Source organism: Phaeobacter sp. B1627, from assembly GCF_006265095.1.
Lineage (GTDB): Bacteria > Pseudomonadota > Alphaproteobacteria > Rhodobacterales > Rhodobacteraceae > Epibacterium.
Window position 1 is genome coordinate 55,638 of sequence record NZ_VCNK01000009.1, and the last position, 20,302, is coordinate 75,939.

22 protein-coding genes are annotated in these 20,302 nt (G+C 57.6%); 16 read left to right on the top strand and 6 right to left on the bottom strand.

Annotated elements, in window-relative coordinates; genetic code table 11:
* Positions 1-122 precede the first annotated feature (122 nt).
* A complete protein-coding gene (gene ilvA / locus FGE21_RS06210; RefSeq protein ID WP_139662433.1) occupies positions 123-1,349 on the top strand; it encodes a threonine ammonia-lyase IlvA in 1,227 nt (408 codons plus the stop codon).
* Positions 1,350-1,360: 11 nt separating this feature from the next.
* On the opposite strand, the gene FGE21_RS06215 is transcribed toward ilvA, so the two are convergent.
* On the bottom strand, positions 1,361-1,684 hold the full coding sequence (locus FGE21_RS06215) for an Hpt domain-containing protein (protein ID WP_139662434.1): 324 nt from the start codon (positions 1,682-1,684) through the stop codon (positions 1,361-1,363).
* A 173-nt stretch (positions 1,685-1,857) separates the two neighbouring features.
* Between FGE21_RS06215 and FGE21_RS06220 the strand changes: the two genes are divergently transcribed.
* The gene (locus FGE21_RS06220; RefSeq protein WP_370285504.1) at positions 1,858-3,129 is read left to right on the top strand and encodes a PP2C family protein-serine/threonine phosphatase; all 1,272 of its coding nucleotides are present in this window, start codon (positions 1,858-1,860) and stop codon (positions 3,127-3,129) included.
* 19 nt (positions 3,130-3,148) lie between these two features.
* On the opposite strand, the gene FGE21_RS06225 is transcribed toward FGE21_RS06220, so the two are convergent.
* Complete coding sequence (locus tag FGE21_RS06225) at positions 3,149-3,592, bottom strand: NUDIX domain-containing protein (RefSeq protein ID WP_139662435.1); 444 nt, start codon at positions 3,590-3,592, stop codon at positions 3,149-3,151.
* A gap of 76 nt (positions 3,593-3,668) precedes the next feature.
* Between FGE21_RS06225 and FGE21_RS06230 the strand changes: the two genes are divergently transcribed.
* The 8 genes from FGE21_RS06230 to FGE21_RS06265 all read left to right on the top strand — a co-directional run bounded on the left by FGE21_RS06230 (position 3,669) and on the right by FGE21_RS06265 (position 13,028).
* Positions 3,669-4,646: an Hsp33 family molecular chaperone HslO gene (locus FGE21_RS06230; protein WP_139662436.1), complete on the top strand. Its 978-nt coding sequence runs from the start codon at positions 3,669-3,671 to the stop codon at positions 4,644-4,646.
* 4 nt (positions 4,647-4,650) lie between these two features.
* Positions 4,651-5,253: a CoA pyrophosphatase gene (locus FGE21_RS06235; RefSeq protein WP_139662437.1), complete on the top strand. Its 603-nt coding sequence runs from the start codon at positions 4,651-4,653 to the stop codon at positions 5,251-5,253.
* Entirely contained in the window at positions 5,250-6,404 is a 1,155-nt protein-coding gene (locus FGE21_RS06240; RefSeq protein ID WP_139662438.1) for a CCA tRNA nucleotidyltransferase, read from the top strand. Before FGE21_RS06235 ends, FGE21_RS06240 begins: the two co-directional genes overlap by 4 nt.
* A 220-nt stretch (positions 6,405-6,624) precedes the next feature.
* A complete protein-coding gene (locus FGE21_RS06245) occupies positions 6,625-8,463 on the top strand; it encodes an ABC transporter ATP-binding protein (protein ID WP_139662439.1) in 1,839 nt (612 codons plus the stop codon).
* Entirely contained in the window at positions 8,460-10,307 is a 1,848-nt protein-coding gene (locus FGE21_RS06250) for an ABC transporter ATP-binding protein (protein ID WP_139662440.1), read from the top strand. The genes FGE21_RS06245 and FGE21_RS06250 overlap by 4 nt, the downstream gene beginning before the upstream one ends.
* A 70-nt stretch (positions 10,308-10,377) precedes the next feature.
* Positions 10,378-11,625 carry a class I SAM-dependent RNA methyltransferase gene (locus tag FGE21_RS06255; protein ID WP_139662441.1) on the top strand — a complete coding sequence of 416 codons (1,248 nt, stop codon included), beginning with the start codon at positions 10,378-10,380 and terminating at the stop codon, positions 11,623-11,625.
* Between the two features lie 23 nt (positions 11,626-11,648).
* Positions 11,649-12,434: an ion transporter gene (locus FGE21_RS06260; RefSeq protein ID WP_139662442.1), complete on the top strand. Its 786-nt coding sequence runs from the start codon at positions 11,649-11,651 to the stop codon at positions 12,432-12,434.
* A gap of 75 nt (positions 12,435-12,509) precedes the next feature.
* Entirely contained in the window at positions 12,510-13,028 is a 519-nt protein-coding gene (locus FGE21_RS06265; RefSeq protein ID WP_139662443.1) for a murein L,D-transpeptidase family protein, read from the top strand.
* A 73-nt stretch (positions 13,029-13,101) separates the two neighbouring features.
* On the opposite strand, the gene FGE21_RS06270 is transcribed toward FGE21_RS06265, so the two are convergent.
* Entirely contained in the window at positions 13,102-13,596 is a 495-nt protein-coding gene (locus tag FGE21_RS06270) for a CAP domain-containing protein (protein WP_139662444.1), read from the bottom strand.
* 166 nt (positions 13,597-13,762) lie between these two features.
* On the opposite strand from FGE21_RS06270, the gene FGE21_RS06275 reads away from it, so the two are divergent.
* Both FGE21_RS06275 and FGE21_RS06280 read left to right on the top strand, forming a co-directional pair.
* Positions 13,763-14,383 (top strand): L,D-transpeptidase, encoded by a 621-nt coding sequence (locus FGE21_RS06275; protein WP_139662445.1) that lies wholly within the window; start codon positions 13,763-13,765, stop codon positions 14,381-14,383.
* A 139-nt stretch (positions 14,384-14,522) separates the two neighbouring features.
* Entirely contained in the window at positions 14,523-14,705 is a 183-nt protein-coding gene (locus FGE21_RS06280; protein ID WP_011540212.1) for a hypothetical protein, read from the top strand.
* A 97-nt stretch (positions 14,706-14,802) separates the two neighbouring features.
* On the opposite strand, the gene hemH is transcribed toward FGE21_RS06280, so the two are convergent.
* Both hemH and FGE21_RS06290 read right to left on the bottom strand, forming a co-directional pair.
* Positions 14,803-15,864, bottom strand: a complete 1,062-nt coding sequence (hemH, locus tag FGE21_RS06285; protein WP_139662446.1) for a ferrochelatase — start codon at positions 15,862-15,864, stop codon at positions 14,803-14,805.
* A 104-nt stretch (positions 15,865-15,968) separates the two neighbouring features.
* A complete protein-coding gene (locus tag FGE21_RS06290; RefSeq protein WP_139662447.1) occupies positions 15,969-16,808 on the bottom strand; it encodes an SAM-dependent methyltransferase in 840 nt (279 codons plus the stop codon).
* A gap of 11 nt (positions 16,809-16,819) precedes the next feature.
* Between FGE21_RS06290 and FGE21_RS06295 the strand changes: the two genes are divergently transcribed.
* The 4 genes from FGE21_RS06295 to FGE21_RS06310 all read left to right on the top strand — a co-directional run bounded on the left by FGE21_RS06295 (position 16,820) and on the right by FGE21_RS06310 (position 19,163).
* A complete protein-coding gene (locus FGE21_RS06295; protein WP_139662448.1) occupies positions 16,820-17,554 on the top strand; it encodes a ComF family protein in 735 nt (244 codons plus the stop codon).
* Positions 17,555-17,626: 72 nt separating this feature from the next.
* Complete coding sequence (gene grxC, locus FGE21_RS06300) at positions 17,627-17,884, top strand: glutaredoxin 3 (RefSeq protein ID WP_139662449.1); 258 nt, start codon at positions 17,627-17,629, stop codon at positions 17,882-17,884.
* Positions 17,885-17,892: 8 nt separating this feature from the next.
* The gene (locus FGE21_RS06305; protein WP_139662450.1) at positions 17,893-18,723 is read left to right on the top strand and encodes a carbon-nitrogen hydrolase family protein; all 831 of its coding nucleotides are present in this window, start codon (positions 17,893-17,895) and stop codon (positions 18,721-18,723) included.
* Positions 18,723-19,163, top strand: coding sequence for a MarR family winged helix-turn-helix transcriptional regulator (locus FGE21_RS06310; RefSeq protein WP_139662451.1), 441 nt, complete (start codon positions 18,723-18,725; stop codon positions 19,161-19,163). The genes FGE21_RS06305 and FGE21_RS06310 overlap by 1 nt, the downstream gene beginning before the upstream one ends.
* A 368-nt stretch (positions 19,164-19,531) precedes the next feature.
* Here FGE21_RS06310 and ubiG read toward each other — a convergent pair whose 3' ends face one another.
* Positions 19,532-20,275: a bifunctional 2-polyprenyl-6-hydroxyphenol methylase/3-demethylubiquinol 3-O-methyltransferase UbiG gene (ubiG, locus tag FGE21_RS06315; protein WP_139662452.1), complete on the bottom strand. Its 744-nt coding sequence runs from the start codon at positions 20,273-20,275 to the stop codon at positions 19,532-19,534.
* Positions 20,276-20,302: the final 27 nt, after the last annotated feature.

Sequence of the window (20,302 nt, forward strand, 5' to 3'; positions counted from 1 at the left end):
ATGCGGTTGTCGGGAGCGGTTGCAATCGCCGTTGTGTCTGCACGGTGATTTCGGCCGGATTTCCGCGTTTCTCCTGATGCCTGCCCCTTGCCTTGGGCGCGGTCATCGGCCACCTAGGCTGCATGACCAATTTTCGGACCCAGGCCAAGGCGGCCGAGGCGGCGATGCGCGATGTCTTCCCGCCCACGCCGCTGCAGAAAAATGAACTTTTGTCCCACCGGTTTGGCGCGGACATATACCTCAAGCGTGAGGATTTGAGCCCGGTTCGATCCTACAAGATCCGTGGTGCTCTGAACGCTATGCGCAAACAGGCAGGCAAGGATCTGTTTGTATGTGCCTCCGCGGGCAATCATGCGCAGGGCATGGCCTACATGTGCCGGCAGATGGGAAAGCGCGGCGTGATATTCATGCCGGTGACCACGCCACAGCAAAAGATCCAGAAGACGCGGATGTTTGGCGGTGAGAATATCGAAATCCACCTTGTTGGGGACTATTTTGACGTCACACTCGCCGCTGCACAGCAGTGGTGCGCAGAGGAAGGCGGGTATTTCCTGTCGCCCTTCGATGATGCGGATGTCATCGAGGGCCAGGCGTCAATTGCGGTGGAAATCGAAGATCAGCTCGGTCGTGCGCCGGATCATATTGTTCTGCCGGTGGGCGGAGGCGGGATGTCCTCGGGGGTTGCGACATATTTCGGCGATGAGGTTCATGCGCTGTTTGTGGAACCCAAAGGCGGCGCTTGTCTGCGGGCCGCCCTGGAAGCAGGGCACCCGGTTGCCTTGCCCCGTGTGGATACTTTTGTCGATGGTGCTGCGGTGGGACGTATCGGCGCTCTGCCCTTCGATCTCTTGCAGGACGTTCCGTTGCCGGATGTCCTGTCGATCGAGGAAGACCGGATTTGCACAACGATTCTCGAGATGCTCAACGTCGAAGGCATCGTATTGGAGCCCGCAGGGGCGCTGGCGGTCGAGGCGCTGGGCGACCTGCGGACGTGGATCAAGGGCAAGACGGTTGTTTGCATCACATCCGGCGGGAATTTTGATTTCGAACGGCTGCCAGAGGTCAAGGAGCGTGCGCAGCGCTATTCCGGGGTGAAGAAATACTTCTTACTGCGACTGCCCCAACGCCCCGGCGCGTTGAAGGAGTTCCTCAATATTCTTGGCCCTGAGGATGATATTGCGAGATTTGAATATATGAAGAAATCCGCGCGAAATTTCGGGTCCGTATTGATCGGGATAGAAACGAAAAAACCAGAGAATTTCGCGCCGCTCTTTGAACAGCTTGATGCGGCCGGATTCACCTATACGGACATAACCAGCGATGAAACACTGGCGCAATTTGTCATTTAGGAGGGCTTCTGTCAGGCCTTGGAGGTGACCTCGGACAGGAACGCGGCCTTGGATTGAGCGTAGCAGCCAATTATTCCGCTCAGATTGACGTCACCTGATTTTCCACTGGCGGCCAACCGCTCGCCCTCCAGGCACTTCGTTGAAAAGTCTTGAAAACCAAGGTTCAGGGCACTGCCTTTGAGAAAGTGCAGATCCTGCGCCAGCTGAGACCGGTCGTCTGTGGCAAGCTTCTCGATGACTTCTTCTACTTCCTCCAGGAACAGTTCAATGACTTCTTCAAAGCCGTCTTCCCCAACTTCTTGCTTCAGTTCGCGTACATGCGGCCAGTTGATCATTGCCTTCGTCCATTATTCTTTAGGAGACATGGTATGTTGTATGTCAAAGCCAGTAAAAGTGTAGTAAAGGAAAAAAACTAGGCTAAATCTTTATTCTTCATCAGCTATTAAGTTGAACAAGTGTTTTCTAAGCAGGTCACAAGGGGACACGCCGCGTTAATGAGGGATTGTCGGTGCTGCCAGAGCATTCAATTGAAGGCGAAGATTTGCCTATGAGCGGATCCATACGACGCGTGCTGGTTGTTGACGACAGCCGCTTGCAGCGCCGTATTCTCGTGGCTTCACTCAAGAAGTGGGGTTTTGAAGTCGTCGAAGCCGAAGGGGGCGAGGAGGCGATTGAGATATGCCGTGCTGACCCGCCTGATCTGATCCTGAGCGACTGGATGATGCCAGGCATGAACGGTATCGAATTCTGCCGCGCCTTCCGGGCCGAGGCCAACGAATCCTACAGCTATTTCATCCTTCTGACCTCAAAGAGCGAGAAAAATGAAATCGCTGAAGGGCTTGACGCGGGTGCAGATGATTTTCTGACCAAGCCCGTGAGCTCCGACGAGTTGAGGGCGCGTATCTCCGCAGGCGAGCGAATTTTACGCATGCAGCGGGAGCTTTTCGAGAAGAACAGGATTGTTTCTGAAACGCTGGGCGAGTTGCAGACGGTCTATGACGCCATCGACAAGGATCTGATCCAGGCGCGGAAGATACAGGAATCACTCGTTCCCGAGCTGAGCCGCGCGTTTGGAAAGTCCGAGGTGAACCTGCTGTTAAAGCCCTGCGGGCACATAGGCGGTGATCTGGTGGGCATGTTCTCGCCCGGGGTCAATCGTATCGGGTTTTACTCCATCGACGTGTCCGGCCATGGCATCACATCCGCGATGATGACGGCGCGGCTGGGGGGCTATCTCTCCTCGACATATTTTGACCAGAACGTGGGTATGGAGAAGAAATTCAACCGCTTTTATGCCCTGCGTCCGCCGGAAGAGGTAGCCAGCGTGCTGAACGCGCGGTTGATTGCCGACGCGGGAATCGAAGAATATTTCACGATGGCCTATTGCATCGCCGACCTCCGCACCGGTGTGATCAAAATGGTTCAGGCCGGTCATCCCCATCCGCTCCTGCTGCGGGCGGACGGGTCGATGGAATTCATCGGCAAGGGTGGCGTCCCGGTCGGGCTTGTGCCGGATATCGGCTATGATCAGGAAGAATTTGTCATGGAGAAGGGCGACCGTCTGCTGCTTTATTCTGACGGTTTCACCGAGGCACATCTTAAAGACGGCTCAATGCTCGACACTGAAGGTCTGGTCAATTTGGTAGAGCGCTGCAACCGCAATCAAAGCGGCAAGGCGTTCCTTGACGAGTTGTACCAAAATCTGACCGACGTCATGGGCGACGACAAAGGGCTGGAAGATGATATTTCCGCCACGCTGTTCGAATTCCAGGGACCCTGACTCTGCCGGTGAACGCGCCCTACACTTGGCGCGCCAGCAGCCGCGCAAAATGCTGATCGCCAGTATTGCCCAGCACCTGCGCAGCCTTTTGAACCGGTAGCCAAATCGCCCGGTGGTCTTTTTCAATCGGCTCTCCGAGACATAGAACCGCGCGTGCCACATAAATATGGCAGATCTTCTCGGCCCAAAGATCGTATTCCGGCATAAAGACGTATCGCCGGAAGGCGCCAATCCGGCGCGGGTTTGCAATCTTCCAGCCGGTTTCCTCGTGTACCTCCCGGAAGAGCGCGCGACGGGGCGATTCGCCAGGATCAATGCCGCCACCAGGAAGCTGGATATCCGGGTTCAGCTCATATTGACTGGTCAGGAGTATTCTCCCGCCCCTTGGCAACAGGGCATATGCGCCCGGGCGCAATCGATAGCGCTGATCTGCACGTGGTGGTTCTCCGAAACGTCTGATCACCGGCTGCCCCTTTCCTCTGCGACCCAACATCCTATATAGCGTCGGTATGCCAATAGCCGGCCCGTAAGGAAACCCCATGACACTTGGTTCAAAAATCGCGTGGGACGATACCGTCCTGCCCTTTCAACTCGATGCATCTGATATGCGCGGTCGCGTCGCGCGACTGGACGGGGTGTTGGATGGCGTTCTGGAGCAACATACCTATCCGGCCGCGGTCGAAGCGCTGGTGGCGGAGATGACGCTGCTGACCGCATTGATCGGCCAGACCATGAGCTTGCGGTGGAAGCTGTCCTTGCAGGTGCAGTCAAAAGGGGCTGTGCGGATGATTGCGACGGACTACTACGCCCCGGAAAAAGAAGGCGATGCCGCACGGATCCGAGCCTATGCCAGTTTCGATGCAGATCGTGTCACGGAGGGTGCTCCGTTCGAGCAGGTTGGAGAGGGCTATTTCGCAATCCTGATCGACCAGGGCGAAGGAACGCAGCCGTATCAAGGGATCACCCCTCTGTCCGAAACCTCTCTATCCGATTGTGCAGAAGCCTATTTTGCACAATCTGAGCAGCTTCCGACGCGGTTTCAGCTGAGTTTTGGCAAGTCGTCCGAACCGGGCAAGCAGGAAAGCTGGCGCGCCGGTGGGGTCATGTTGCAGCACATGCCCAAAGCATCCCCCTTCGCCGCGAAAAGCGACGGGTCGGGTGATGTGCTGAAGGCGGCTGATCTCCTCTCTGACGATGAAGAAGAAAACTGGAACCGGGTCAATATGCTGTTGGCAACAGTGGAGGAGCTCGAACTGATCGGACCCTCGGTGTCACCGACTGAGCTCCTGTTGCGGTTGTTTCACGAGGAACAGCCCCGCGTGTATGATGCGCAATCGGTGCGGTTTGGATGCACCTGCTCCGAAGAGCGCGTGCGCCAGAGCTTGTCGATCTATTCCGCCAAGGACATAGGAACGATGACCACGGACGAGGGGCGGGTCACCGCAGACTGTCAGTTTTGCGGCGCGCACTATGATTTGGACCCGGCCTCCGTAGGCTTCGAGGCCAATAGGGAATAACACCGTGTCGGCGCTCGCGGATAAAATTGCCGAAGCGCTGTCGCGCAGCACCTGGGAGACGTCGGACTTTGATTTGAACCCGGAAACCCGGCTTGATGCGGGGTGCAAATTGCGTCCCGCAGGCGTATTGCTTGGTATCGAAACCTTCGGACAGAGGCCCGAGGTGCTGCTGACCAAGCGGTCCTCCGCTTTGAAGCACCATCCGGGCCAGATTGCGTTTCCAGGTGGCAAGGTCGATCCCACTGACGAGGACGCAACCGCGGCTGCTCTGCGCGAGGCCTGGGAAGAAGTGGCTCTGCCATGCGATCGAACGCGTATTCTCGGTCAATTGCCGCAACATGAGACGGTGACAGGCTTTCGGGTCACCCCCATTGTCGCCTTGATTGAGCGCCCGTTCGAGAGCCGGTCGGAGATCGGTGAAGTCGCCGAGGTTTTCCGGGTGCCTCTTGACCATGTGCTGGATATATCGCGGTATCAGGTTCAGTCCCGCATATGGCGGGGGAGTCGGCGATACTATTTTACCGTGCCGTTCGGGCCCTATTATGTGTGGGGGGCGACTGCCCGCATGTTGCGGGGGTTTGCTGCCGCAATGGATCCGCGACAATGAAAATAAATCAACCCTGGATTGATGCCGCGCCCACGCGGGCGGTCTGTGATGCGATGGCGTTCGGCGGGGCGGAGATCTATTTCGTGGGCGGCTGTGTGCGGAACGCCCTGTTGAATGTGGCAGTTTCAGATCTGGATCTGGCGACCAGCCTGTCGCCGCAGGAGGTGGTCGAACGTGCAGAGCATGCAGGGCTGAAGGCGATCCCGACCGGCATTGAACATGGCACCGTCACGGTCGTGTCGGGCGGTATTGCGCATGAAATCACGACGTTTCGCAAGGATATCGCCACCGATGGCCGTCGTGCCGTCGTCGCGTTTGCCGAGTCGATTTCCGAAGATGCGCAGCGCCGGGATTTCACCATGAACGCGCTCTATGCCCGACCGGATGGCGAGGTTGTCGACCCGATTGGTGGCCTGGCGGATCTGCAGGCCCGGAAGGTCCGTTTTATCGGGGAAGCACGCAACCGTATCCGTGAGGATTATTTGCGAATCCTGCGGTATTTCCGATTTCACAGCTGGTACGGCGACCCTGATACAGGGTTCGACCCGGAGGCCCTGGCTGCGATCTCTGACACAATGGATGGGTTGGATCACCTCTCGCGTGAGCGTGTCGGTGCCGAGATGATCAAGCTTCTGGCTGCGAGTGATCCGGCGCCGTCAGTTGCGGCAATGCGGCAGCTTGGCGTGCTGTCTTATGTGCTGCCTGGCGCGGATGATCGCGCACTGGCGCCTCTCATCCATCTGGAGGGCACCCTGAAGGTGCAGCCAGAGCTTCGGCTTGCTGCGCTGGGCGGAGAAAACCTGCACGTTCATCTGCGTCTGAGCAAGGCAATGGCAGCACGGGTGGCCTTGTTTCGCGATTGCGCCGTCAGTACGGCATCGGCGGCCGAACTGGGCTATCGACACGGCGCCGACTTTGCATGGCGCGCGATGATCCTGCGAGCGGCCCTTCTTGAAACACCGCTTTCGCCCAATTTAGAGACTGACATATCCGTGGGTTCAGCCTCTGCCTTTCCCGTGGTTGCCAAAGATCTGATGCCGGATCTCTCTGGCCCTGAATTGGGGCAGGCGCTCAAGACGCTGGAAACAAAATGGATCGCTTCGGGGTTTTCAATGACGCGCAAAGAGTTGATCGACAGCTATCGCGCCTGACTGTCAGGAAACATTCATACGCGAAGGGCGTGACAAACGCGACTTGTAGCGTTAACTCTTTTGCCTGTGGAACTCATCGGGAGAATGCAGATGTTTTGTGGGATCTGGAACGACGATTGAAGGCTGCGGCCTGATCGCGACGTGAAGAGGGGTGAGGCTCACCTCCGATCACCCATGCACATTGCATTTTTGACCTTTGCTCAATTCATGGAGCAACCGAATGTTTCGCTTTTTCGAGAATCTTGTAGATCCCTATTGTGACTATCCACATAATGATCGCCCGCCGACACGGCTCTGGCCGTTCATGCTGGAGTATGCCCGGCCTTTTAAGAAGGTATTTTGGGCCACCGGGATAATGTCTGTGATCGTCGCTGCGGTGGAAGTCGGACTGATCTCCTACATGGGGCGCGTGGTCGACCTGCTGAACGGCTCACCGAGCGACTTTTGGCAGGACCATGGGCTTGAGCTGGTGCTGATGGCACTGTTCATTTTGTTCCTGCGCCCGATCGTTCAGCTGTTTGATGTGTTGTTGCTGAACAATACCATCCTGCCGAATTTCGGGACGCTTATCCGCTGGCGCTCTCACAAACATGTTTTGCGTCAGTCGGTTGGCTGGTTCGAGAATGATTTCGCGGGCCGCATTGCCAATCGGATCATGCAAACGCCGCCAGCCGCCGGAGAGGTGGTCTTCCAGGTCTTTGACGCGATCACCTTCGCGCTGGCGTATTTCATCGGTGCGGCGCTTTTGTTGTGGAGTGCCGATCCCCGCCTGTTGGTGCCGATGCTGATCTGGTTCGCTCTCTATGGCGCCTTGATCTCCTGGACCGTGAAACGCGTCGGACCGGCAAGCAAGGCCGCATCCGATGCGCGCTCGACAGTGACCGGACGGGTCGTCGACAGCTATTCCAATGTGCATTCGGTGAAGATGTTCGCGCATCACGACCGGGAGCTGGAGTATGCCAAACACGCAATCGAGAACACGCGCACCACGTTTCAGACTGAAATGCGGATCTACACCATCATGGACGGTGTTTTGGTGGCGTTGAACGGTCTTTTGATCGTCGGGGTTGTCGGCTGGGGCATCGGGTTGTGGATGCAAGGCACCGCCTCGGTGGGTGTTGTGGCCGCTGCGACAGCTTTGACCCTCCGGTTGAATGCGATGACGGGTTGGATCATGTGGGCGTTGACCTCGTTCTTTCGCCAGTTGGGCGTTGTGGCCGAGGGAATGGAAACCATTGCGCAACCGATCGAGCTTGTTGATGCGACTGATGCAAAGCCGCTGACCCTCCCCAAAGGCGAAATCAAATTTGAAGGGCTGTCGCATCATTATGGTCGCGCGGCCGGCGGTCTGGATAATCTCAGCCTGACGATCAAGCCCGGCGAAAAGATCGGCTTGATCGGTCGGTCAGGTGCCGGGAAAACAACACTCGTGAAACTGTTGTTGCGCTTTTATGACGCAGAAAACGGGCGGATCATGATTGATGGACAGGATATCTCCAAGGTGACCCAGGACAGCCTGCGGTATCACATTGGAATGGTGCAGCAGGACAGCTCGCTTTTGCATCGCTCCATCCGCGACAATCTCCTGTACGGGCGCCCCGACGCAACCGAGGCCGACATTGTAGCAGCCGCGCAAAAGGCGCATGCTCATGATTTCATTCTTGATCTTGAGGATCCCCAAGGCCGGAGGGGCTATGATGCCCATGTGGGAGAACGCGGCGTGAAGCTCTCTGGCGGCCAGCGGCAACGGGTTACCTTGGCGCGCGTGATCCTCAAGGATGCGCCAATTCTGCTGTTGGACGAAGCGACGTCGGCGCTCGATTCCGAAGTAGAAGCCGCGATCCAGGACACGCTCTACGGGATGATGGAGGGCAAGACGGTCATCGCTATTGCGCACCGCTTGTCGACGATTGCGCAAATGGATCGTATTCTGGTGATGGATAAGGGAAAAATCGTCGAAGAGGGCCCGCACGAAGCGCTTTTGTCGGAAAAGGGTCTATATGCTCAGTTCTGGGCGCGCCAATCGGGCGGGTTCCTGAATGTTGAGGCTGCAGAATGAGACTAGAAAACCTGATCAACGCATTTCAGCCCGCCGAGGGGGCGCCGCCCCAAACGCTGGGTCCTTTCATGCGTTGGTGCCTGTCCGGGGCCTGGCCGATGCTGGTTCTTGCCGCCGTGTTTTCTGCATTCGCCGGTGGCATGGAGGCCGGGACGGCTTTCATACTGGGACTGGTGATCGATACCGCATTGGAGAGCGGGCCTGAGGGGTTCTTCAGCAACAATCTGGGGATGATCCTTGGGGCATTGGCCTTTTTTCTGCTGGTGCGCCCGGTGCTGCTCGGCTTGTCCGCAGCCTCGAACGCCATCATCATCCAGCCCAATGTCAGCCCGTTGGTCTTGTCGCGCCTGAACCGCTGGACATTGGGCCAATCGGTACGGTTTTTCGACGATGATTTCGCAGGCCGGATTGCGCAGAAGCAGATGCAGACCGCGACTGCCGTCACAACCGTGGTCGTGGAATTGATCAATGTCGTGGCATTCTCTTTGGCTTCGCTGGCGGGGGCGGTGATCCTGCTGGGCTCGGTGGATCTGCGTATCACGGTTTTGTTTTTCCTCTGGCTTCTTGGCTATTTCGCGATGATCCGGTGGTTTCTGCCGCGTATTCGCGTTCGGGCCGCTGGCCGGGCCGGCGCGCGCGCCAATGTGACCGGGCAGGTGGTTGATACCATCACCAATATCAAGACGGTTCAGCTGTTTGCCCATGCAGACCACGAGGAGCGGGGGGCGCAGGACGCATTGGTGGCGTTCAGGAACAAAGCGCTGTCCTTCGGGTATCTGTCCGCATCATTTCGGTTCTGCCTGATGACTCTTGCGGGGCTTCTGCCCGTCCTGCTGATCGGTGCTACTCTCTATCTCTGGCAGAGCGGCGGCGCCAGCGAAGGCGATATCGTCGCGGCCGGGGCTGTCTCGATCCGTATTGCACAGATGACCGGATGGGTCAGCTTTGCGCTCATGGGGATCTATTCCAACGTCGGCGAAATCGAGAACGGCATGAAAACGCTGGCGCGGCCCGACAGAATAGAAGACGCGGCGGATGCGCCGGAGCTGACTGTTGAAAACGGCGGCATTGTGCTGGAGGATCTGAGCTTTAGTTACGGGCGCGACATTGGCGGCATATCCGAGATTTCGCTGTCCATAAAACCGGGCGAAAAACTCGGTATTGTCGGCGCGTCCGGGGCGGGAAAATCTACGCTTGTTGCGCTCTTGTTGCGGCTCTACGAGGCGGAAAAGGGTCGAATTCTGATTGACGGTTCTGACGCCGCAGCGGTGAGCCAGAACAGTCTGCGCAGTCAGATCGGGATGGTCACGCAGGAAACAGCCATGTTCAATCGTTCGGCCATGGAAAACATACTTTACGGTCGGCCCGATGCGACCCGTGAACAGGTGATCGAGGCAGCCAAAGCGGCTGAGGCCCACGAGTTCATTGCCGACTTGCAGGATGGTCAAGGTCGCGAGGGATACGAGGCCCATCTGGGAGAGCGCGGGGTCAAGCTCTCTGGTGGGCAAAGACAGCGGATCGCTCTGGCCCGCGCGATCTTGAAAGATGCGCCAATTCTGGTGCTGGACGAGGCGACTTCGGCTCTGGACTCGGAGGTCGAGGCCGCAATCCAATCTGCTTTGTCCCGTGTGATGGACGGCAAGACGGTCCTCGCGATCGCCCACCGCTTGTCCACATTGGCGGAAATGGACCGGATTATCGTTATGGATCGGGGGCAAATTGTCGAGCAGGGAAATCACGACGAGTTGCTGGAGCAAGAAGGTCTGTATGCACAGTTCTGGACGCGGCAGTCCGGTGGTTTCATCCGGACAGAAGATGATGGGACCGCCGCCGCGGCGGAATAGATCGGCTTTCGCGCGCTACCGGATGCGTTTGGATCTTTTGCCGTCGGCCAACCCGCGCTAAGGCAGGAGTATGAATGACGCAGCCAGAACCAGAGCCACGATCGAACGATTGGGACACCAGGGCGACGGGATCGCACCGGGACCGATCTACGCCCCGCGAACCCTGCCCGGTGAGATCGTCACCGGCAAGGCGGCGGGGCAGATACTGACAGATATCCGGATCGAAGAGCCGTCGGGCCACCGGGTACAGGCGCCATGCAGGCATTATAAATCCTGTGGCGGATGTCAGTTGCAACATGCCAGCGACGCCTTTGTCGCCGATTGGAAAATGGAGATCGTCCGGACTGCGCTCATGTCGCGCGGTCTGGAAACTGAATTCCGCCCGATGTTGACGTCGCCGGCCCGGTCCCGGCGCAGAGCAACGCTTTCTGCGAAACGCACCAAAAAAGGCGCGATGGCCGGGTTTCATGGCCGGGCGTCCGATGTCATCACCTCCATTCCGGACTGCCAGTTGCTGGACCCTGAGTTGATTGCAGGTCTTCCTGTCGCAGAAGAACTTGCCGTCATCGGTGCAAGTCGAAAGGCGGAATTATCGGTGACCCTGACCACCTCCGATGTTGGTTTGGATGTGCTGGTGCGCAACGGCAAAGCGCTGGATGGTCCGCTTCGCATAGAACTCGGCCGGATGATCGAACGCCATAAACTGGCTCGCCTGACTTGGGATGAAGAACCGATGGGAATGGACCAGGCGCCCTACCAGAGATTTGGGCCTGCTCTTGTCAGCCCGCCGCCGGGGTCATTTCTTCAGGCGACACATGAGGGCGAGGCGGCGCTCGTCGAGGCTGTGCAGGAGATTGTCGGCAGCGCGCGCCGTGTAGCGGATCTGTTCGCGGGTTGCGGTACTTTTTCGCTGCCATTGGCGCAGGGGGCAGAGGTTCTCGCCGTGGAAGGCGATCGCGAAATGATGCTGGCGCTGGAGCAGGGCTGGCGCAAAGCGCAGGGTCTGAAGAAAGTCACGACCCAGACGCGGGATCTGTTCAGAAACCCGCTGCTTGCCGAGGACCTGAAGCCATTCGGAGCCGCCTTCGATGCCGTCGTGATTGATCCGCCACGTGCCGGAGCAGAGGCCCAGATCACAGAGCTGGCCCGTGCACAAACACCTGTCATTGCCTATGTTTCGTGCAACCCGATCACCTTTGCGCGGGACGCTGAAATGCTGATTGCGGCCGGGTATGCGCTGAATTGGGTTCAGGTTGTTGACCAGTTTCGTTGGTCGGCGCATACCGAACTTGTCGCAAGCCTGACCTACACCCGATGACCAACCGAAAGAAAGCATCTCAGATGATCGACCGCCTCAACGCCATTCTGGAGAGTGATTCTTTTGGTCGGTTCATAACGGCCGTGATTTTGGTGAATGCGGTGACGCTCGGGATGGAAACATCTGACGTCATCATGTCCCGGATCGGCGGGATCGTGCATTTGGTGGATAATCTTTGCCTGCTGATCTTCGTACTGGAGATCGCAGCAAAGCTGGTCGCACAACGGCTGAGATTCTTCCTGAATGGCTGGAATATCTTCGATTTCCTGATCGTCGGCATTGCGCTGGTCCCGGGCGCGCAGGGGTTCTCGGTGTTGCGCGCGCTACGAATTCTCCGGGTTCTGCGGGTGATTTCAGTCGCGCCGCGCCTTCGCCGGGTGGTTGAGGGGTTCATTACCGCTCTGCCCGGAATGGGATCTGTCTTCCTGTTGATGGCTATCATCTTCTACATCGGCTCAGTGATGGCGACGAAGCTCTTTGGCGACACATTTCCGGATTGGTTTGGCACCTTGGGACTGTCCGCCTATTCGCTGTTCCAGATCATGACGCTTGAGAGCTGGTCCATGGGCATCGTCCGGCCGGTCATGGAGGTTTATCCCCATGCCTGGGCCTTTTTCGTGCCGTTCATCATGGTTACCACATTTGCCGTCGTGAACCTTCTGGTGGGTTTGATTGTAAACTCGATGCAGGATGCGCATTCGCAGGAAGAGGACCAGCGCACGGATGCCTATCGTGATCTGGTGCTTTCTCGGCTGGATGCAATTGAAACTCACCTGGCAAATTCTCGGGACGGACCGACACAAAAGTGATTTTCTTATTTCGACAGGTTTAGTGTAAGCTGCGGGCCAACAACAAAGCCAAAAAGAGCGGACAGAGCACATATAATGCACAGGCGAACATTCGGGGTAGGCTTGATTGCCGCCCTCGGCACAACGGCAGGCTGCGCAAGCGGCCCCCATGTTTCACGCTATAACGGCCCGCCGGTGACCTCGGTAGTGGTGAACAAGGGCGCGCGAAAGCTGTATCTTTTGAACGAAACCAAGATCCTGCGAGAGTATGAGGTGGGGTTGGGGTTTGCGCCGGTCGGCCACAAGGCAATTGAGGGCGACGGTCGCACGCCGGAGGGTTCGTATTGGATCAATCGCCGCAATCCGCGCAGCCAGTTCCATCTTTCCTTGGGGATTTCCTATCCGAACACGGCTGACCGGGCTGCTGCAAGCGCGATGGGCGCGCGCCCTGGTGGTGACATCTTCATCCACGGCGAACCGAACGATCAGAAAGATCGCCGTCGGGCTGCGCGCGTCAGGGATTGGACCGCCGGCTGTATCGCGGTGACCAATGATGAAATCGAAGAGATATGGGCAATGGTTCAGGACGGAACGCTCATCACATTGCGACCCTGATGGATTTCACACCGTCGAAGATCAGACAAAGATCAGAACACGGTGCGATTTTCCGCGATTTCCGGCATGGTCCCTAGTTGGCCATGACCAGCGTCCACCAAATCTTGCCTGTGGGTTCCTGATACCAGGAAAAGCCCATATTCACGGCCTTGGGATCCATGATTACGGCTCGCGTGCCACTGTTCTCCATCCAGGCCGTCAATGTCTGCAGTTCATTCTCGTATGTTTCCGAGATCGCTTCGCCCAGCATTGATCCGGTGTAGCCCACACGGGCCACCCGATCGAGCGGCGACGAGCCGTCCGATCCAAAGTGCCAGGGGCGGTTCTGAACAGCCATATCCCGCGAGTGTGTGGCGGCAGCGGCATTCAGCATCGCATCCAATTGCACCGCCGGGCTGCCTGCGGCCTGCCGCAGGGCGTTGACCGAATCGAGCATCCGAAACTGCACGCGTTCTTCGTTGCGAATCCTGTACACGCCGGAGCCGCCCGCGGTGCCATCGTTGCCGGTGGTGCATGCTGCGGCAACGAACATCGCCAATGTTGCCAGAATCAGAAATACGCGTGTCATTCTAAGCCCTAAGTATTGGATCACAGCGTCCTGTATCGCCCCTGTGACTTATAGGCAAACCCAGCGGGGTCACAATGGCGAGATTGTAGGGGATTGAATTGCGACTGCGGCATTCCGGCCATAAAGTCCTGGGTAAATCCGCCCTCACATTGCAGAGTAGCTTGTCATGACACGCAAACCCCTTTTGATTTCGACTCGCCGACAGTTTCTTGCCGGAGCATCATCGCTGATCGCAATGCCCGCCCTGGCCCAAAACCTGCCGGGCGCTGAGGGCAGCGAGGGAATAGACCCCTTGCGTCCGGCTCCCGAGCCTGAACCCAATGTGGCCCGCAATATTTCTGCCTTTCGGTCAAAGGACTGGCGTCCCTATTTTGACAGTCTGCGCAATGGGGCGATTCTCGTCGATATTGACAGCCGGGCGTTGCACTATTGGTCCGCAGACGAGACAGTTTACAAGCTGTTCCCCTCGTCAGTTCCGCTGAGCGATGACCTGACCCGTCGCGGAAGGACCCAGGTGGTGCGCAAGGTTGAGGGTCCCAGCTGGTCTCCGACGCCCAATATGCGAAAACGCAACCCGGAGTGGCCTGCATATATTCCGCCGGGTCCGGATAACCCTCTGGGGACGCATGCGCTCTACCTTGGATGGAAATACTACCGCATTCACGGCACACACGACACGCGCAAGATCGGGCGTAAATCCTCCAACGGCTGCATCGGTCTTTATAACGAACACATCGCCCAGCTTTTCAAACTGGCCCGGAACGGCACGCAGGTGTTGCTTATTTGACGACAACCCAGTCAGCGGCACAGCATTGGATTTAACAAGCAATTGCAATCCGGTGGGTTTACTGCTTAGAAAAAACTCACGAGGTAAGTCTTGAGTGCGCACATCATATGTGTGCTGTGCGCGTATTTCGGAGGTTAACATGAAGAAACTCGTTATCGCTGCCGCCCTGGTCGCTGCTGCATCTGCTGCATCTGCCGGTAACCTGGCAGAGCCGATCGTTGAAGCGCCGGTTATCATTGAAGAAGCAACCGGTTCTTCTTCCGGCATGCTTCTGCCGCTGCTGCTGTTGGTCATCGTGGCCGCTGCTGCTGCAAGCAACTAATCGTTGCACATATCTAGAAGAAGGCGGCTGGTACTCCAGCCGCCTTTTTTTGTTTCCGATTTCGGGGGCCGGAGCCTCCAAACAAGCGCAGGCTGAACTAGTCGAGCCAACCTTTCAGGTTGTCGCGTATGACCTGTGACAAGGCGTCAATGTGGGTGGCCTGATCGTTCAGGCAGGGAATGTAGGTGAACACATCCCCCCCGGCATGTTCAAAGCTCTCGCAGATCTCTTCATTGATCTCTTCAAGCGTTTCGATGCAGTCCGCAGAAAAAGCCGGCGCGATCACCGCTATATTCTTCTTCCCCTGTCTGGCGAGCTCCGCCACATGCTCGACCGTGTAGGGCCGCAACCATTCTTCCGGGCCAAAGACCGACTGAAAGGTCGTGGTGATATCCGTGTCAGCCCAGCCAAGACGTTCCTTCAGCAGACGCGTGGTTTTCTGGCATTGGCAGTGGTAGGGATCGCCCTGCATCAGGTAGCGTTTCGGCATACCGTGGTAAGAACACACCAGAATGTCGGGCTTTTTGTCCAGCTTGGCATAGGCCTCTTCGACGGACCGGGCGAGCGCGTCGATATACTCCGGCCGGTCAAAATATGGTTCGATCGTCCGCGCTGCGGGCTGCCAGGTTTGCTTCATCAAGGCCTGGAAAAAGGCGTCATTTGCCGTGGCCGATGTTGCCCCTGCATAATGAGGATAGAGCGGCACGAACAGGATTTTGCGGCAACCGGCGGCGATCATGGCCTCGACCTTCGAGTGGGTCGACGGGTTTCCATAGCGCATGCAAAAATCGACCATGACCTGATCGCCGTATAGCGCCTGCATCGCCTCTGCCATCTTCTCGGTCTGATCCCTCGTGATTGTCATCAGAGGGCTTTCGTTCTTTTCGTGATTCCAGATGGATTTGTAGGCAGCACCCGAGGCAAACGGGCGTTTCGTCAGGATAATCAGCTGCAGCAGCGGCTGCCACTTCCAGGCGGGATAGTCGATGACCCGCTGATCCGACAGGAATTCGCTCAGATAGCGCCGCATCGGCCAGTAACTGTAGTGATCCGGCGTGCCGAGATTGGCCAGCAGGATTCCGACTTTTTCTGGTTTCACTGTGGGGTGGTCGGCCGGGGCATTGGACGGGTGGGTCGCATTTTGGCTGGCATCCAGCATGGGTAGGGATCCTGTGTGATGTCGCGGTTAGGGATTAGATAGGTCGATAGGCGGGCAAACACCAATTGGATCATCTGACTGCGACCATTGGCTCAGATTATTGGTTACATCTCTTCATTCGGCAGGTCGCTTTCCGGGACCCTCAGGGCGTCGGCCAGCCGCATCTTTGCTGAACCGGGACGCAAAGGCTGTGGTTGGGAATCAGCCGGCGCCCAGCCCGTCAGACAAACCAGTTCGAACGTGGCATTCAGGGTTCCGCTATCGGAGGCGTAATTCTGACTGTAGATGTGGTCTGCAAGCTCAAACAGCGCACGGCGGCTGAACTTGCGAAGACGATTCTTTATCGCATTGGTTTCCCCCATCGCGCGCAGATCGTGCATCAAATGGGTCAGATTTCGGTATTGCGCCGTGAGCGGCACCAGGTCCGCCACCGGCAGCGCAAACCCGGCCCGCTGAAGCAGCCCGCCAAGGTCGCGGATTTCTGCCATCGGGGCCACGCGTGGGGAAAGGCCGCCGCTGATGTAGGTCTCGGCCTCCGCCAGCGAGGCGCGCAGCTCCTGCAGGGTTTGTCCCCCCAAGGTCATCACCAGCAACAGCCCATCCTCCACAAGCGCGCGACGGCACTGAATGAGCTGGCCCACCGGATCATTCGCCCAGTGCAGGGCCATGGAGTGAATCACCAGATCATGGGATTGAGGTTCAAGGTCGAGGACGGTTTTGTCGGAGACAATCCGCGCGTTTGGCAACACACCAACCCAAGGCTCCGCAAAAGCTGCGACAATCGCGGGTTTGGTAAAGACTCTATTAACCATGCTGAGCCGATCCTTAATCTCGTCTCTGGCTATTTCGTGCAGGAACATTGCGTCTGCTCTGCGCCGGCTGCGCCGCAGGTGCAGTGTGTCATGGTCAAAGATTTGGGGATGGGCCATCGGTTCTTGTGTCATGAGGTGTACCTATGACGTTGCGTCTACGGATTCAAACGGCAGTTTCACTTGTTTACCCCGCGCGTTGTCTGAACTGCGGTGGTCTGGTCGAAAGCGATTTCGGGCTGTGCAGTGCCTGTTGGCGCGATACGGATTTTATCTCCGGCCTCGTGTGCGACAGTTGCGGGGTGCCGGTGCCGGGCGAAGACGATGGGCAGCACGTCGAATGTGACGAGTGCCTCTCTACCCCCCGTGACTGGTCCCGGGGTCGCGCTGCGCTTGCCTATGGAGGACAGGGGCGCCGACTGGTTCTTGCATTGAAACATGGTGACAGAACCGATTTGGCCCGGCCTGTCTCCGCATGGATGGCGAGAGCTGCGGCGCCGCTTCTTGCAGATGAGCCATTGCTGGTGCCGGTTCCGTTGCATTGGTCCCGGCTGTTGCGCCGTAGATACAACCAATCGGCCTTGCTGGCCCAGGCCCTGGCCGCGCGGACCGGCTGCGAGTGGTGCCCGGATGCGTTGATGCGGACCGTTCAGACGCCGATGCTGGAGGGCCGGACCCGGCAGGAGCGAGTGACATTGCTCGAACATGCGATCCGACCTCATCAACGGATGGGATATCGGGTTGCCGGTCGCCATGTCGTGCTGATTGATGATGTATTGACCAGTGGGGCTACTCTTTCTGCCTGTACCCGTGCCTGTTATGCGGCAGGTGCCACCAAGGTCAGCGTTGTTGTTCTTGCTCGGGTGGTCACGGCGTTGTGAAAATTGTAGCAATGCTTGTAAATGCACCCCACATCGCGCAAGACCCAAGACCAAACGCCTATGGAGACCAATATGAAACCGGTCGAGATCTATACATCCCCGCTGTGCGGCTTTTGCCATGCGGCCAAACGACTTCTGTCTCAAAAAGGCGTGAGCTTTTCTGAAATCGATGTTCTCGCCGACCCGGATCGCAAGGCCGAAATGATCAAACGTGCAAACGGTGGACGTACCGTGCCGCAGATCTTTGTCGGGGATATTCATGTCGGCGGCTGTGACGATCTTTACGCCATGGACCGTGCGGGCAAGCTTGACCCTCTTTTGGCAGCCTGAGGTCTGACATGCGCGCTGCTCTGCTTCAGATGACGTCATCCGACGATCCAGACGAGAACCTTGCTACGGCCATTGGCTTGATAGCGGAGGCTTCGGATCAGGGAGCACGCTTCGTCTTGACACCAGAGGTGACCAACTGCCTCTCCACCAGCAGAGCCCATCAGCAAGACGTTTTGCATCACGAGCGTAATGACCCTACGTTGGCTGGCCTGCGTAACGCGGCGATGACATACGGGGTGTGGGTGTCGATTGGCTCCCTCGGGATAAAGACACAAGATGCTGACGGCCGGTTCGCCAACCGTCAGTTTCTGATCTCTCCGACCGGTGAAATCGCCGCGCGGTATGACAAGATCCACATGTTCGATGTCGAGGTTACTCCGGAAGAAACCTACCGCGAATCAGATGGCTATCGGCCCGGTACTCAGGCGGTGCTGGCTGATGCGGGATTTGCACGCATTGGCATGACGATTTGCTATGATGTCCGGTTTCCGGCTCTGCACCGCCGCTTGGCTCAGGCCGGGGCCGATATTCTGACGGCTCCGGCTGCGTTTTCTCATGTCACGGGCGCAGCGCATTGGCACAGCCTTCTCCGGGCCCGGGCGATTGAGACCGGTTGCTATGTGCTGGCGGCAGCGCAAACCGGGCTGCATCCCGCGCGTCGTGGTGCGCAACGGCAAACCTATGGTCACTCGATTGCGGTCTCGCCCTGGGGTGAGATCCTGGCGGACGCCGGCACAGAGGTTGGTGTGACCTGCATCGATCTCGACCTTGCGGAGGTCAGGAAAGCGCGCGGGCGCGTGCCGTCCTTGTCTCATGACCGAGAGTTTGACGGTCCCTGATGGATGAGAATCATTCCCTTGCCGTGTCGCTGTTCAGCGAAATCCTGATGGCGGATCAGCTCGCGCGGACACGTCTGAGCAAGGCGCTCCCCAAGGGCATGGAACTATCGCATTTTTCGGTTCTGAACCATCTGGCACGGGCAGGTCTGGAACGATCCCCGGCTCAGCTTGCCAAAGCGTTCCATGTCACACGCGGCGCGATGACCAATACCATCAATAAATTACAGGTCGCGGGCTATGTTCATGTCCGCCCGGATTGGGATGATGCCCGGCGTAAAATGGTTGCCATCAGCCCGTCAGGCCGCGCGGCACGCGATGCAGCTCTGACGTCTATCATCCCGATGATATCAGAAGTCGTCGCGGAACTGGGGGGGGATCGGGTCAGGTCAGCCTTGCCCATTCTCAGAGAGTTTCGGGGAAAACTTGAAGCAGAAGACTGAAGTTTGTGTCGGTCGGACGCCTTGGCCCGGCCCGATCCGCCCATTCTTCCGGTTCCGCCGATAAATATGGTTCCGCCCATAAAAGCCGATAAAAAAAGAGCGCCGGAAAATGCCGACGCTCTTTTTCTGAAACTGGGCCGTGAGTGGTGTGAGTGCGTCCCAGGGTACACATCCATTCCGGAGGGCAATGCGAGTGGTTCAGAAACGCGTTGCCATTGGTGGAGAGGCGTGGGGAGACAGTATGCACGAAGCACGTCTCCGGCAACTCCTCCTAAGGATGCATGCGTATACCAAAGTATAGATAGAATAGTAACGCAAGCCTTTTGCCAAGATCTCCCCCCATATTTCGGAGGGTTCAGCGACCACAGCTACGATTTTATGCTTGTCGTCACGTAATTTACACTGAGATCACGGTCGGAGATCGACCAACTCCAAAAGAGGGGATTAAAAACAAATCCCTTGCGATCGACTGGTGACAGGCCTGCCTGGCTCAGCAGGTCGAAGAGTTCGTCGGGCGTGATGAATTTCGACCATTCATGCGTGCCACGGGGCAGCCACCGCATAACCACCTCGGCGCCGAAAATCGCCATGGCATAGCTTTTGGGATTGCGATTGATCGTCGAACAAATCTGTAGCCCGCCGGGTTTCAACAGCTTCTGCGTGGCGGTCAGATAGCTGAGCGGATCGGCGACATGCTCCACAACTTCCATATTGAGTATGACATCAAAGACCTCGCCTGCGGATGCCAAATCCTCTGCGGTGGTGTGGCGGTAATCAATATCGAGCCCGGATTGCTTTGCATGGATTCTGGCGACCGGCAGATTGCCCGCGGCGGCGTCGGCGCCTATGACCTCCGCGCCAAGTCGCGCCATCGGCTCGCTGAGCAGGCCGCCGCCACAGCCGATATCGAGCAGGCGCAGGCCAGAGAAGGGGGCGGATGACGCCAGATCCCGGTCGAATTCACCCGCAATCTGTCGCGTGATATAGTCGAGGCGACAAGGATTGAGCATGTGCAGGGGTTTGAATTTCCCGTTCGGATCCCACCATTCGGCCGCCATTGCCTCAAACTTGGCAACTTCGGAGGGGTCAACCGTGGATTGTTGCGCTTGCATTCCTGTCTCCGTGTGTTTTCTTGTGGG

Excerpts from the sequence above, each read along its gene's own strand:
- ilvA (WP_139662433.1), top strand. The coding sequence starts at position 123 with ATGACCAATTTTCGGACCCAGGCCAAGGCGGCCGAGGCGGCGATGCGC.
- FGE21_RS06215 (WP_139662434.1), bottom strand. The coding sequence starts at position 1,684 with ATGATCAACTGGCCGCATGTACGCGAACTGAAGCAAGAAGTTGGGGAA.
- FGE21_RS06230 (WP_139662436.1), top strand. The coding sequence starts at position 3,669 with ATGACACTTGGTTCAAAAATCGCGTGGGACGATACCGTCCTGCCCTTT.
- FGE21_RS06240 (WP_139662438.1), top strand. The coding sequence starts at position 5,250 with ATGAAAATAAATCAACCCTGGATTGATGCCGCGCCCACGCGGGCGGTC.
- FGE21_RS06245 (WP_139662439.1), top strand. The coding sequence starts at position 6,625 with ATGTTTCGCTTTTTCGAGAATCTTGTAGATCCCTATTGTGACTATCCA.
- FGE21_RS06250 (WP_139662440.1), top strand. The coding sequence starts at position 8,460 with ATGAGACTAGAAAACCTGATCAACGCATTTCAGCCCGCCGAGGGGGCG.
- FGE21_RS06255 (WP_139662441.1), top strand. The coding sequence starts at position 10,378 with ATGAATGACGCAGCCAGAACCAGAGCCACGATCGAACGATTGGGACAC.
- FGE21_RS06260 (WP_139662442.1), top strand. The coding sequence starts at position 11,649 with ATGATCGACCGCCTCAACGCCATTCTGGAGAGTGATTCTTTTGGTCGG.
- FGE21_RS06265 (WP_139662443.1), top strand. The coding sequence starts at position 12,510 with ATGCACAGGCGAACATTCGGGGTAGGCTTGATTGCCGCCCTCGGCACA.
- FGE21_RS06270 (WP_139662444.1), bottom strand. The coding sequence starts at position 13,596 with ATGACACGCGTATTTCTGATTCTGGCAACATTGGCGATGTTCGTTGCC.
- FGE21_RS06275 (WP_139662445.1), top strand. The coding sequence starts at position 13,763 with ATGACACGCAAACCCCTTTTGATTTCGACTCGCCGACAGTTTCTTGCC.
- FGE21_RS06280 (WP_011540212.1), top strand. The coding sequence starts at position 14,523 with ATGAAGAAACTCGTTATCGCTGCCGCCCTGGTCGCTGCTGCATCTGCT.
- hemH (WP_139662446.1), bottom strand. The coding sequence starts at position 15,864 with ATGCTGGATGCCAGCCAAAATGCGACCCACCCGTCCAATGCCCCGGCC.
- FGE21_RS06290 (WP_139662447.1), bottom strand. The coding sequence starts at position 16,808 with ATGACACAAGAACCGATGGCCCATCCCCAAATCTTTGACCATGACACA.
- FGE21_RS06295 (WP_139662448.1), top strand. The coding sequence starts at position 16,820 with ATGACGTTGCGTCTACGGATTCAAACGGCAGTTTCACTTGTTTACCCC.
- grxC (WP_139662449.1), top strand. The coding sequence starts at position 17,627 with ATGAAACCGGTCGAGATCTATACATCCCCGCTGTGCGGCTTTTGCCAT.
- FGE21_RS06305 (WP_139662450.1), top strand. The coding sequence starts at position 17,893 with ATGCGCGCTGCTCTGCTTCAGATGACGTCATCCGACGATCCAGACGAG.
- FGE21_RS06310 (WP_139662451.1), top strand. The coding sequence starts at position 18,723 with ATGGATGAGAATCATTCCCTTGCCGTGTCGCTGTTCAGCGAAATCCTG.
- ubiG (WP_139662452.1), bottom strand. The coding sequence starts at position 20,275 with ATGCAAGCGCAACAATCCACGGTTGACCCCTCCGAAGTTGCCAAGTTT.